Source organism: Acidobacteriota bacterium (assembly GCA_020853395.1).
Classification (GTDB): domain Bacteria; phylum Acidobacteriota; class Vicinamibacteria; order Vicinamibacterales; family SCN-69-37; genus JADYYY01.
This window is the reverse complement of the sequence record JADYYY010000003.1, coordinates 132,088-144,820: the sequence shown is the minus strand read 5'-3', so window position 1 is coordinate 144,820 and position 12,733 is coordinate 132,088. Positions and strand designations below refer to the sequence as shown.

General features: G+C 68.3%; 11 protein-coding genes and 1 pseudogene. 6 read left to right on the top strand and 6 right to left on the bottom strand.

Annotated elements, in window-relative coordinates; genetic code table 11:
* Nucleotides 1-10: 10 nt before the first annotated feature.
* Together IT184_03450 and IT184_03445 are read left to right on the top strand one after the other, a co-directional pair.
* Nucleotides 11-493: a type II secretion system protein gene (locus IT184_03450; protein ID MCC7007847.1), complete on the top strand. Its 483-nt coding sequence runs from the start codon at nucleotides 11-13 to the stop codon at nucleotides 491-493.
* Nucleotides 494-559: 66 nt separating this feature from the next.
* A pseudogene (locus IT184_03445) lies at nucleotides 560-934 on the top strand (type II secretion system protein GspG).
* Between the two features lie 24 nt (nucleotides 935-958).
* On the opposite strand, the gene IT184_03440 reads toward IT184_03445, so the two are convergent.
* Nucleotides 959-1,696: an Ig-like domain-containing protein gene (locus tag IT184_03440; protein MCC7007846.1), complete on the bottom strand. Its 738-nt coding sequence runs from the start codon at nucleotides 1,694-1,696 to the stop codon at nucleotides 959-961.
* Here IT184_03440 and IT184_03435 point away from each other — a divergent pair.
* Nucleotides 1,695-2,495 carry a hypothetical protein gene (locus tag IT184_03435; protein ID MCC7007845.1) on the top strand — a complete coding sequence of 267 codons (801 nt, stop codon included), beginning with the start codon at nucleotides 1,695-1,697 and terminating at the stop codon, nucleotides 2,493-2,495. The genes IT184_03440 and IT184_03435 overlap by 2 nt on opposite strands.
* Here IT184_03435 and IT184_03430 read toward each other — a convergent pair whose 3' ends face one another.
* Together IT184_03430 and murQ are read right to left on the bottom strand one after the other, a co-directional pair.
* Entirely contained in the window at nucleotides 2,496-3,551 is a 1,056-nt protein-coding gene (locus IT184_03430) for a beta-lactamase family protein (GenBank protein MCC7007844.1), read from the bottom strand.
* Nucleotide 3,552: 1 nt separating this feature from the next.
* Nucleotides 3,553-4,500: an N-acetylmuramic acid 6-phosphate etherase gene (gene murQ / locus IT184_03425; protein ID MCC7007843.1), complete on the bottom strand. Its 948-nt coding sequence runs from the start codon at nucleotides 4,498-4,500 to the stop codon at nucleotides 3,553-3,555.
* Nucleotides 4,501-4,649: 149 nt separating this feature from the next.
* Here murQ and xerD point away from each other — a divergent pair, with 149 nt between their 5' ends.
* The 3 genes from xerD to IT184_03410 all read left to right on the top strand — a co-directional run bounded on the left by xerD (nucleotide 4,650) and on the right by IT184_03410 (nucleotide 8,518).
* Nucleotides 4,650-5,579 carry a site-specific tyrosine recombinase XerD gene (xerD, locus tag IT184_03420; protein MCC7007842.1) on the top strand — a complete coding sequence of 310 codons (930 nt, stop codon included), beginning with the start codon at nucleotides 4,650-4,652 and terminating at the stop codon, nucleotides 5,577-5,579.
* 80 nt (nucleotides 5,580-5,659) lie between these two features.
* A complete protein-coding gene (locus IT184_03415; protein MCC7007841.1) occupies nucleotides 5,660-6,808 on the top strand; it encodes a methionine adenosyltransferase in 1,149 nt (382 codons plus the stop codon).
* 42 nt (nucleotides 6,809-6,850) lie between these two features.
* The gene (locus tag IT184_03410; protein MCC7007840.1) at nucleotides 6,851-8,518 is read left to right on the top strand and encodes a CehA/McbA family metallohydrolase; all 1,668 of its coding nucleotides are present in this window, start codon (nucleotides 6,851-6,853) and stop codon (nucleotides 8,516-8,518) included.
* Here IT184_03410 and IT184_03405 read toward each other — a convergent pair.
* The 3 genes from IT184_03405 to IT184_03395 form a co-directional block, all read right to left on the bottom strand.
* On the bottom strand, nucleotides 8,502-10,811 hold the full coding sequence (locus IT184_03405; protein MCC7007839.1) for an LptF/LptG family permease: 2,310 nt from the start codon (nucleotides 10,809-10,811) through the stop codon (nucleotides 8,502-8,504). The two genes, IT184_03410 and IT184_03405, sit on opposite strands and share 17 nt — an antisense overlap.
* A 339-nt stretch (nucleotides 10,812-11,150) precedes the next feature.
* Nucleotides 11,151-11,963: a ParB/RepB/Spo0J family partition protein gene (locus IT184_03400; GenBank protein MCC7007838.1), complete on the bottom strand. Its 813-nt coding sequence runs from the start codon at nucleotides 11,961-11,963 to the stop codon at nucleotides 11,151-11,153.
* 13 nt (nucleotides 11,964-11,976) lie between these two features.
* Nucleotides 11,977-12,732: a ParA family protein gene (locus tag IT184_03395; GenBank protein ID MCC7007837.1), complete on the bottom strand. Its 756-nt coding sequence runs from the start codon at nucleotides 12,730-12,732 to the stop codon at nucleotides 11,977-11,979.
* Nucleotide 12,733 lies beyond the last annotated feature (1 nt).

Sequence of the window (12,733 nt, the reverse complement as noted above, 5' to 3'; positions counted from 1 at the left end):
AGGACGAGTCATGCGCACGTGGTTTCGGCGCTCGTCGCCGGGGTTCACCTTCATCGAGCTGATCATCGCGACGGCAGTGCTGATGGTGCTGGCGTCGGCGGCGCTGCCGCTCGCCAGGGTGTCGATTCGACGCCAGAAGGAAGCGGAGTTGCGCCGCACCCTGCGCGAGATGCGAACGGCGATCGATCGGTTCAAGGACATGGCCGACCTCGGCGCCCTCTCGGCCACCGTCCTGCGGCTCGGATGCGAGAGCTACCCGCCGAGTCTCGACGTCCTCGTCGAGGGCGTGCAGCGGACCAACACCGCCGCCGACATCAAGGTGAAGTTCCTCCGGCGGATCCCGGTCGATCCGCTCACCGGCCGGACGGACTGGGGCTTCCGTTCCTACACGGATCCGCCGGAAACCAGGACGTGGAGCGGCCAGTGCGTCTTCGACGTCTACTCGAAGGCCGAGGGCACGGCGCTCGACGGTTCACGCTATCGGGACTGGTAGCGCGTCGTGCCGATACCTTTCGCCCGGTTCCGCCAGACGCGCCGCAGCCCGTGGACCGGCCACGCTGGCTGGACGCTCATCGAGCTGCTCGTCGTGCTGTCGATCATCCTGATCCTCACGGCGATGGCCCTGACGCAGTACCGCAACTCGATCCTGCAGGCGAAGGAAGCGGCGCTGCGGAGCGACTTGTATCTGATGCGCGATGCGATCGATCAGTACTACGCCGACAAGGGCAGGTACCCGGAGACCTTGGACGCCCTGGTGACGGAGCGCTACCTGCGGACGGTGCCGAAAGACCCGATCACGAACGAAACGGACACGTGGCGGACGGTGCCGGCCGAACGCGAGTCCGGCTCGCTGTCGGCGGCGGCTGGGATCTATGACGTGAAGAGCGGATCCCAGGACACGGCGATCGACGGCACGCGCTATGCCGACTGGTGATGGGGCCGCGTCATGGGCGCACGGCTAGCGAATCGTGATCTGGATGGTGCCGGCGAGCGACGTCGCCGATCCGCCGCTCGTCGCCGAGACCGTGGCCGCGGCCGTCGTGGTCAGCGTCGTGCTCGCGTATCCGCTGGCATCGGTGACGGCGGTTGGCGGTGCCACCGATCCGCTCGTGGTCGTGAAGCTCACGGGGATGCCGGCGACGCCGTTGCCCTGTTGATCCTCGACGCGCGCGAACACGACGGAGGACCCGCCGCCGGAGGGCAGCGACTGCGGGTTGGCCGTCATGGCGAGGCGAGTGGCGCCGGCCGCGCCGATGTCGATCTCGAGCGTGTTCATCGCGCCGCCGGAGAACGCCGTCACCTTCGCCGTTCCCGAGCGGCCGTCGCCGTAGAGCTTCACGGTCGCGCGGCCGCGGCGCGTCTCGGCCTCGCTCGGCTCCAGGCGGCCCAGCGTCGTCGAAAACATCACGAGCGTGCCGTCATGGACCGGCGTGCCGATGCCGGCAATCACCTCGCCTCCGCCGCCGTCGGTCGACGCACCCTGGGCGCCCTCGATGACGATCGCGATGATCTCGGCCGACCCGTCGACCGGGACGAGGTTCTCGGACGCGAGCAGCGTCAGCGCAGACCCCGACGGGGCCGTGAGCGGCACGCGGTCGCAGGACGTCGACAGGAACGCGGGAAGCGCGAACAGCAGCGCCGCGCAACGCCACGTGCGGAACTCGGACCGGCGGCGGAACATCATGGAAGTCGTCATGGATAGTACGAGGGGCACGCGGACCGGTCAAGGCGGCGCGGCCGCACCCACCAGCCATTCAGACGCGCGCGGCTACATCATGGTCGCCCTGCTCATCGGCCTCGCCGTCACGGCCGTGTGGATGGGCGCGCTTCTGCCCGCGTGGCGGCATCAGACGACGCGCGAGAAGGAGGCGGAGCTGATCTTCCGCGGCGAAGCCTACGCCCGCGCCATCGCGTTGTTCTTCGTCAAGAACCAGACGCTTCCGCCCAACCTCGACGTCCTCGTCCAGCAGCGGTACCTTCGGCGGAAATACACGGACCCGATCACCGGCAAAGACTTCTTGCCTCTCGGCAGCGCGCAGGGGTTCGCCGTGGCCCCGGGGCAGACCGGCCGACTCGGACAGCCTGGGACGGGCGCGCGAGGTCAGACGCCGGCACCCGGCCAGGGAGTGGCGGTGGCGCCGGTTTCCGGGTTCTCCGGGATCTTCGGCGTGCGCAGCACGAGCACCGCAACCTCCATCATCGTCTACCAGGGACAGACCACGCACTCGCAGTTCCCGTTCGACTATCAGGTCGCATTGCAGCGGATTGGGGCGCGGGCGGGCGCGGGTCCAGCGATCACGGCACCGGGCCGCGGAGGCCGCGGCGGCGAGCTGGCGCCGGTCGCGCCTCTGCGCGGGGGACGCGGATTCGGAGGGAATGCCCCAGGGCCGCGCGGTGCGGCGCCGGCACGCGGCACGGCGCCGCCGCCAGTCTTCGGTGCACCATCGCCCGGACCCGCCGATCAGTCCGGCGGCCGCGCCGGTGGACGCGGCTGATCAGCGATCTCGCCGCTCCAGTGCGGCGGCGATCGCGTCGTGGATCCTGGGACGCCAGGCGAGCCACGCCTCGTTCGTCCGCGAGGGATGCACGCGGTTCGCGAGCAGCGCGACGTAGAGATCGCGCGCCGGATCGATCCACAACGACGTCCCCGTGAACCCCGTATGGCCGATCGCCGACGGGGACAGCAGCCGTCCGCAGGACGAGGTCGGCCGCATGGTGTCCCACCCGAGCGCCCGTGAACTGCCGGGGACGGCCGACGGCCGGATGAACTCGCGCATCAAGAGGGGCGATCCCAGCGGCGTTGGCTGGCGGAACGTCTCGAGCACGAGCCGCGCGAACGCGCCCACATCGGCTGCCGTTCCGAACAGGCCGGCATGCCCCGCAACGCCGCCGAGCGCCGCCGCGTTCTCGTCGTGGACTTCGCCTTGAAGGAGGCGGCCGCGCCAGCGGTCGTCTTCGGTCGGCGCCGTGCGGGCTCGAACGTCTTCGGACACGCCGAACGAGAAGCTGGCGCCACAGACGGCGGCGATGTCCCCGGCTTGCGCGTCGAGGGGACGGCCGTCACGCCGCTCCACGGCGAAGCCGAGGAGCATGAAGCCGGGATCCGAGTAAACGGCAGCGGTCCCGGGTGGCCGTTCGAGCGGCAACGTCGCGAGGGCGTGCGTGTAGCCGTCGCGCCCGCGCGTGTGCTCCCACAACCGTACGTGCCCCGGCAGTCCGCTCGAGTGATCGAGCAGGTGACGGAGCGTCACGGCTTGGCGATCGGCGGCGCGCCATTCGGCCAGCAGGGCAGACAGCGGCGTGTCGATCGCCAGCGTCCCGCGAGCGACCGCGCGCATCACGAGCGACGTCGTCGCGATCACTTTCGTCAGCGACGCGAGATCGAACGGCGTCGTGAGCTTCGCGGGAGGCGCGTCTGGCGCGTAGGTCAGGCAGCCGGCGGCGTGTTGCCACAGGACGTCCTCGGTCCGCCCGACTTCGAGCGTGACCGCCGGAGAGGCTCGGCTGGCGATGGCCTCGGCGATCAGGCCCTCGGCCTCGGCGAACCGCACGTCAGTGGCCGGTGTCGAGCAGGCGCCGCAGCGTGGGCTCGAGATCCTCGCCGAGCGCCGTGCGCATCGAGTCGTCGGCGGCGCGCAGCCGGCGCAGCGCTTCGGCATAGCCGGCGCCGGTCTTCTGCATCACGATGGCGGCCTTGACGTTCCACCTCGCCTTGCGGAGCAGGGAACCGGCGTCGTCCGGCGCGATGCCGGTGACGATGGACACGATGCGGCGCGCGCGGTCCTTGAGCTTCTCCGAACCGGTGAGCACGTCCACCATCAGGTTGCCGTACGTCTTGCCGACGCGGATCATCGTGATCGTCGTCAGCATGTTGAGCACCATCTTTGTCGCCGTGCCGGCCTTGAGCCGGGTCGATCCCGCGATGATCTCCGGGCCCACGGCGGGCGCGATGATGAGATCCACGTAGTTCTGCAGCTCGGTGCCGGGCCAGCAAGTCACGAAGATGATCCGGGCTCCTTTGTTGCGCGCGGCCGTGAGCGCCCCGCGGACGAACTGCGTCAGGCCGCTCGCCGACACACCGATCACCACGTCCCGCTTGTTCACGCGCAGCCGGCCGACACTGCGCGCCCCTTCCTCGAAGTTGTCGTCCACGCCCTTGCGGCTGCGGAACACGGCGTCCTGCCCGCCCGCCATGATGGCCTGCACCAGCTTCGGCGACGTCCCGAAGCTCAGCGGCATCTCCGCGGCTTCGAGGATGCCGAGCCGGCCGCTCGTGCCGGCGCCCACCAGAAAGAGCCGTCCGCCTTTCTTGAGCGCGTTCGTGACGATCTCGACGCCGTGGGCGATCCGCTCGCGTTCCTTGTGGACGGCGGAGACAACCCGACGGTCCTCGTTGTTGATCAGGTCGATGATCTCGAGCACCGGCATCTTGTCGATGCCGAGCGTGTCAGGGTTGATCGCTTCGGTGGGAACGTCCTGCCACTTCGAGTGGTATGCCAAGCTGATTGTCCGTGAGCGGCGGTGCCCGAGCCGCCAGCGTCAAGCGTAACCCCGGGCGCAGCCGGCTGTAAACGTACCGTGTCGCGGCGCGGGCCCGATCCCGCGAGCCGTCTTCACCCGCGCGCGCTCCTGCGTCATCATGAGCCCGCGTGGCCAAGGCATCGAATCCCGCCCCGGGTCCTGACCGAACGTCGGCGGCGGCCGTGGCCGCGTACCTTCGCCATCTCGAGGTGGAGCGTCGCGTCGCCGGTCACACGCTCGCCGCCTATCGCCGCGATCTCTCGAAGTTGGTCGCGTACGCGGCGAGCCGGGAGCTGACGATCGGTGCGCTGTCGCGACAGGATCTCGAGGCGTTCGTTCGTGCCGCGATGGGCGAGGGGCTCGCCCCGGCATCCGTGGCGCGGCTCGTGGCCTCGCTCCGCGGCTTCTACCGGTTCCAGCGCGTCGTCGGCGCGCTTCCGGAGAACCCGGCCGACGATCTGCGCGCGCCGCGGACGTTTGCCGCGCTGCCACGGTTCCTGTCGCTCGAGGACGTCGATCGCCTGCTCGCCGCGCCGGACGCGTCCACTCCCGCCGGCGTTCGGGATCGGACGCTCATCGAGGTGCTCTACGCGACAGGGCTTCGCGTCTCGGAGCTCGTCTCGCTCCGCATGGCGGACGTCCGCACCAGCGAAGGATACGTGCAAGTCGTCGGCAAGGGCGGCAAACCGCGGATCGTTCCGCTCGGCGACGTTGCGGCCGCCTGGGTGCGGCGGTACGTCAGCGACGTGCGGCCGGCGCTCGCGAGCCGGCGTGACTCTCCCTGGCTCTTCCTGAACGCGAAGCGCGGCACCGCGTTGTCGCGCAGCGGCTTCTGGCGGCTGCTGAAAGGCTACGGCCGCAAGGCGCAGATTCGCGCGCATCTCAGCCCGCACGTCCTGCGTCATTCCTTCGCGACGCACTTGCTCGAGCGGGGCGCCGACCTGCGCGCGATTCAAGTGATGCTCGGTCACGCGGACCTCTCGACGACCCAGATCTACACGCACGTGCTCGAGGCTCGGCTCCGGCACGTCTACGACGCGTTCCATCCCCGCCGCTGATTGACCCGCCCGGGGGGCTCTGGTACCGTAAGCCGATCGGTAGGCGCCGCTCAGGCCCGCCGGCAAGGAGACCGACTTTCATGGCGCGTGGCCGACATTTGTTCACGTCAGAATCCGTCACCGAAGGACATCCCGACAAGATTGCCGACCAGATCTCGGACGGGATCCTCGACGCGATCATCGCGCAGGATCCCGCCGCTCGTGTCGCGTGCGAGACGCTCGTCACGACCGGGCTCGCGATCGTGGCCGGGGAGATCACGACGAGCGGTTCCATCGACTACCAGACGGTCGTCCGCAACGTCATCCGAGACGTCGGGTACACGCGCGGCAAGTACGGGTACGACGCCGATACCTGCGCGGTGCTGTCGGCCATCCACGAGCAGTCTCGTGACATCGGCCAGGGCGTCGACACGGGCGGCGCGGGCGACCAGGGCTTGATGTTCGGCTACGCGTGCCGCGAGACCCCCGAGCTGATGCCGCTGCCGATCATGCTCGCGCACAAGCTCGTGCGCGAGATGTCGACGCTTCGTCGCGCCGGCGCCGTGAAGTACCTCCGGCCGGATGGCAAGTCCCAGGTCACCGTCGAGTATCAGGACGACAAGCCGATCCGGATCGACGCCATCGTGCTCTCGACCCAGCACAGCGCGGACGTCGCGCAGGAAACCATCCGCAAAGACCTCACCGAGTGTGTCGTCCGCAAGGTGATCCCCGGCGACATGATGGACGCCAAGACGAAGATCTACGTCAACCCGACCGGCCGATTCGTGACCGGCGGCCCGCACGGCGATGCCGGCGTCACGGGCCGCAAGATCATCGTCGACACGTACGGCGGCTATGCGCCGCATGGCGGCGGCGCCTTCTCGGGGAAGGATCCGACGAAGGTCGATCGCTCGGCCTGCTACATGGCGCGGTACATCGCGAAGAACGTCGTGGCGGCCGGCCTGGCCGACCGCGCGCTCGTGCAGTTGGCCTACGCGATCGGTGTGGCCGACCCGGTCTCGGTGCTGGTCGACACGTCGGGAACCGGCAAGGTCTCCGACGAGAAGCTGACCGAGCTCGTCCGGCGGCACTTCGAGATGACACCGCGCGGGATCATCGAGAGCCTCGATCTCCGTCGCCCGATCTATCGGAAGACCGCAGCGTTCGGCCATTTCGGCCGGACGGAGCCGGAGTTCACCTGGGAGCGCACCGACAAGGCGCCCGCCCTCAAGAGCGACGCGGGGCTCTGACGCCCACGCACGGTCTCTGCCGTGCACGGCTCTCTTCGTTTCGTGTTCGCCACGACGGCCGGCATCGCCGCCGTCGTGGCGCTCGCCGTCATCCTCACGCTTCCGCCAGCGGCCATCCGCCTCGAACCCGACCTGCCGCGCACGATGGCGATGGGCGCCTATCACGTGCACACGTCACGATCGGACGGCACGGGCGATCCCGACTCCATCGCGGCGGCGGCAGCTGGGGCCGGATTGTCGTTCGTCATCCTGACCGATCACGGCGATGGCACACGGCCGCCCGATCCTCCGACGTACCGCCATGGCGTGTTGAGCATCGATGGACTCGAGATCAACACGACCGCGGGTCATGTCGTCGCGCTCGGCCTCGGGGCCGCGTCGCCGTACCCGATCGCCGGGAGCGCCCCTGATGTGCTGGAAGACGTTCACCGCATGGGCGGCGTCGCCGTGCTCGCGCATCCGGATTCGCCGAATCCGCAGTTGCGATGGCAGGCCGGCGCAGCAACCGCCGACGGCCTGGAGTGGATCAACGTCGATTCCGAATGGCGCGACGAGGGCGTGCTCGACCTGCTCGGCACGGCACTCCACGGCATGATCCGGGGACCGGCCGCGATGGCCGCGTTGTTCTCGAGGCCCGGGCGGACGCTGGCCCGTTGGGACGCCGAAGCCGCCCGACGCCCGATGTTCGGAATCGCCGCCCTCGACGCCCATGCCAACATCGCCTGGCGCGGCGGCCGCGAGCCACGGCCGCGCGGGTTGCCGTTCCCTGGCTATGTGCTGATGTTCCGAACGCTCGCGCAGGTGGTCGACCTCGACGCGCCGTTCTCGGGCGATCCGATCGCGGACGCCGGCCGCCTGCTGCGCGCGATCGCCGCGGGACGGTCGTACTCGATCGTGCGCGGCTTCGCCGATCCTGCCGCACTCCAGTTCTCCGCGCGCGCCGGCGACACGCGGGTCACGATGGGCAGCCGCGTCGACGCGGGTCAGCCGCTGACATTCCGGGCGAGCATCACGGGTGACCCCGGAGCGCGGATCGCGATCCTGCGCCAAGGCCGGCTGGTCGCCCAAGGCGTCGGATCGGTGGAACACACGGACGCGACACCCGGAGTCTATCGCGTAGAGGTCTCGCTCCCTGGCAGGAGTGCCCCGTGGCTCGTCTCCAACCCGATCGTCATCGCCGCGCCGATTCCCCCGAACCAGGCACCGGAGCCGACACCGGATGGGGAAGTCGTGTCGTTGTCGCTGGACCCGTCGGTGTGGACCGTGGAGCGTGAACCGTCGTCGGCCGGCACGGTCGCTCGGGAACCCATGGGACTTCGCTTCACGTTCTCGCTGGGGCCCGGCACGCCGCGAGGTCAGTACGCCGCACTCGTGCGGAGCGTGCCGGCCGACATCGGCATCGACCGGATCGAATTCGTCGCCAGCGCCGATCGGCCGATGCGCGTGTCCGTGCAGATCAGGACGCCGGACGCCCTCGGCGGCCAACGGTGGCGGCGCTCGGTGTTCGTGGACCGGATACCTCGCCCGATCCGCGTGCCGCTGGAGGAGTTCGAACCGGCGGACGCCCCGACCAGTCGACGCCCGGTCGTCGCGCGCGTGCAGTCGCTGCTGTTCGTGGTCGACACGCTCAACACGCTCACGGGTGCGAGCGGCACGCTTCGGATCAGCGACGTCGGCGTCGGCACGCCACCGGTCACGTCCGAACGGTGAGCGTCAGGTAGGCGGCGGCCGCGAGAAACAGGATGTTGGCGGCCCAGGCGGCCAAGGCCGCCGGCAGCAGCGCGGCTTGGCCCACCGCAAGGAAGAACGTGTCCATCATCCAGTAGACGGATCCCAGGATCACTGCGACGCCGACACCGTACAGGGCACCGCGGCGGCCGGTCGTCGCACCGAACGGGATCCCCAGCAGCGTCATGACGACGGCCACGAACGGGAACGCGACGCGCGACTGCAGCCGCACCTGCGAGTCGGCGAGCGTCAAGCCGCTCTGCGCGAGCTCCCTGACCTGACGCCGTAGCTCCCCGTACGTCATCAGCTCGACATCCTGGTTGAGCAGGCCGGGAAAGCGCGAGGGCGGATCCAGGTTCAGCACGCGATCGTGGAACGTCTCGCGCACGGAGCGGTCGGCGCCCGCGAACCGCTGAACCCAGCCCTGTTCGGCGCGCCAGCCTTGCCTCGTGTAGGTCGCCTTCGTGACCCACGCATGGCTGGCGAGCTGGAATGGATCGTCGGTGGTCTCGAACACCGACAGCCCGTAGAGGACTTGCCGGGGCGAGTCGAAGGCCGTGTAGTAGTAGATGCGGCGCTTCGAATCGAGCAGCCAGTTCGCGTGCTGGATGGAGGCGGCGATCCGCGGCGGGTTGCCCTTGATCGTCTCCTCCAGCGTCTCCGCTCGCCGGTTGGCGTGCGCCAACACCCGATCGTCCAGCAGGAACAGCCCGGCGCCCCACACGAACGCCAGCACGACGAGGGGCATGGCGGCCCGGTACAGGCTCACGCCGCACGAGCGCATGACCACCAGCTCGCCCGAACGCATCAGCCCGCCAATCGTGGCGAGCACCGCGAGCAGAATGGCCATCGGCATGACATACGCGATGAACTGCGGCGTCGAGTAGTAGAAGTACTGGACGAGCATCCACGCATCCGCCTGGCCCTTGAAGAGCCGTTCCGACTTGTCGATGAACGTCCCGATGTAATAGAAGGCCAGCAGGCCCAGAAACGACACCGCGACGACGTTGAGATATCGGCGGCCGACGTAGAGGTCGAGCAGCCTCGGTCTCGGCAGGTGCCAGGCCGGCAGCCTGACGACGATGACGATGCGCGGCGGCGCGGCGGCGGTCCGACCGGAACGGAGGGGCCACCGGAGTCGGGGCAGCGTCAGGGCCATTTCGCGGCCGGCGGATCGGGTACGAAGCCACAGGGCCAGGATGCCGACGATGGCGAGCACGACGTTCGGCATCCAGCGCGCCCATTCGGCGGGGAACTTGCCACCCTTGGTGAGGTTCTCGAACAGCGCCATCACGCCGTAGTAGGCGCAGATGACGGCGATGCCGAGCGTGAAGCCGCCGAGCTTGCCATCTTTGCGCGTGTGCAGGCCGAGCGCGAGACCGATCACCGCGAACACGGCGCAGGCCACCGGGAACGAGAACATCTGGTGGCGCTGCATGATCTCGTTGTGCGGCGACAGCCCGGCGTCACGTTTCCGGACCTCCTCGGCGCGAAGATCGGCGATCCCCATCTCCGTTCGGCCGCGGACCACTGACAGGTTGCCGTCGGGGAAGACGGAGTCCGCGGGCACGGCGAACCGGAGATCCTGGGCCGTCGCCGTGTCGTAGACGCCATCCTGCCGCCCGGCGATGTAGCGATAGGAGAGGCCTGGCAACACGATGGCGACCTGCCGCTCGTCGGGATCGATCTCCAGGCGACCGCGATCCGCCACGGTCAGAACCGGTGCGCTCGGCTGGCTCACGTCGGCGAGCACCACGCCAGCCCACCCGGCGCCGTTCTGCAGGCGCTCCCGGACGTACAGCATCTTGCCCGGAAAGCCCTGGTAGAAGACGCCAGGCTTGATGTCGCCCTCGCTCTGGCGAACCAGCAGCCTGAAGGTCTCCTCCCGGAACCGCTGGTTCGAGTCGGGCACGAGGCGCGTGAGCGTGTAGAAGTTGGCGAGCCCGGCAACCACCGCGAGGAGCATGAGCGGCCGGAGCAGGCGCAAGGGGCTCACGCCACACGCCAGCAGCGCCACGCCCTCACGGTCGCCGGAGAGCCGGCCGAGGGCCATCAGGACGCTGGCCATGAAGGCCATCGGAATCGTGATGCCCAGCGCCTGCGGCAGCAGCAGCATCAGGAGGAACGCGACCGTGGGCAGCTCGATCCCCTTGGCGAGCAGCGCCTGGGCGTGATCGAGCATCGGCCGGACGGCGAACAGGAACGTGAACAGGCCGAGGGCCAGAGACAGCGGGCCGAGGGTCTCGCGGAGGACGTATCGGTCCAGGGTCTTCACGTCAGCGCCACGATAGCACGCGCCTCAGGCTCGAACGTCGGCGGGGCCAGACAGCCGCACAGAACATCCACAGGCCGGTCTTTCGAACGATATCGTTAAGGTCTGATAAGAAGTGTTATGTTGACTAACATCACAGATCCGGCGGCGGGCTCGACGCCGACCAAGACGTCAGGCGCGCCAAAGCCCCCTGGCTGCCGGCGAATAAGACATCGCACCGACCCTCTGTCCTAGAAGCTTCTTAGACCGGGCCTCATCCGCCGCTTCGGCCTCAAGTCGGCCCACGCAGTCAGACGAACTCGCCGGACCTTTCTTGGATACCCATGCAGCCGGATGAATGCGCTAAGCGTTTGCCTTGAGCTCGGCAAGGATGCCCTCGAGCGCTTCGATGACCTCGCCCCGGTCGACATCGGCTTTCCGGAATTGCAGCTTCAGATTGAAGTGCTTGGATTGGGGCCTGTACTGGAAGATGAACGCCTTCGGTCGGCCGCGTTTCGGCACGCCGGCCGAGGCCACCTGTCTCGCCCGATCTCTCGTCACGCCCTGGCCGCCATTGCGGGTCAACTCTTCGACGAAGGCGATCATTTTCTCAGGAGACTGTTGCCTAACTATCTGGAGAAGCAATGACTTAGAGGTAATGTCGGCGAGCCGACAAAGGTGGCGGACCTCGCTGGGCATCTCGGAGAGCGCCAGCGACTCGGTGATCGAGGTTCGCGACTTGCCCAGCTTCTTGGCGAGCTCCTCGTGTGTGTAACCAGCACGACCCGCGAGGCTCGCCATCGCCTCCGCTTCCTCGAACGGGCTCAAGTCCTTTCGCTGGAGGTTCTCGACGAGCGCCAGCTCGATCACTTCCCCATCATCCACGTCGCGGATCACTACGGGTAGCTCGCGCAGGCCGACACGCACGGCGGCCTGGTATCGGCGTTCACCTGCGACGATCTGGTACCGCTCACCTCGCTGGCGAACCACGAGCGGCTCGATGATCCCTTTCTCGGCGATCGAGGACATCAGCTCGGACAGGTCACCCATGACCTGACGAGGCTGGTCGGGGTTGGGATCCACCCGGTCGATCGGCACGAGCCGGCCGATCGGTGACCCTGCCGAGCTCGCGAGCGCCTCGACGTAGTGCTCGTCGTGTCGCATCTTCAACGTCATCGGAAGACCGCGCTTAGACACGATCCATGACCTCCTCGCAGAGACGGTAGTACTCGCTCGCGCCAGAGGACTCTGGCGCGAACTGAAAGATGGATTCCTTGTAGGCCGGGCTCTCTTCCAGACGGACGCTCTTGGTGATCACGGTCCGAAAGACCTTGGTGCCGAAGACCTTGTCGATCTGAGTGCGAATATCGCGCGCCAACGCGGTCCGCCGATCGTGCATCGTGATCACGACGCCGAGAATCTTGAGCGAGGGGTTTGCGCGGCTGCGCACTTTCTCGATCGTCTCGAGCAAATCGTCCGTTCCCTCGAGCGCGAAGTACGACGACTGGATGGGGATGAGCAGGTGCGTCGCCGCCACGAGCGCGTTGACGGTCAGCAGCCCCAGGGCGGGCGGACAGTCGATCACCACGGCGTCGAAGGCCGGCGTCAGCCTCGCGAGCTGGTCCTTCAGCTTGAAATGCGAGTCGAGCTCGCCGACCAGCCGCGCTTCGAGCTTGGCCAACGAGATCCTCGCTGGGGCCACCCACAGGTTCTCCTGGGTGGAGGGTTTGACGACGTCCGCAACGGAGACGTGGGGATCGACAAAGGCGTCGTACATCGAACGCTCGACCTGGGCGAGATCGAGGTAAGACATGGTGCTGTTGCCTTGCGGGTCGAGGTCGATGAGCAGCGTGCGTTTGTTGCGAAGTGCCAGCGCGGCCGCGAGGTTAATCGCTGTGGTGGTCTTGCCGACGCCGCCCTTCTGGTTGGCGATCGCAATGATCATG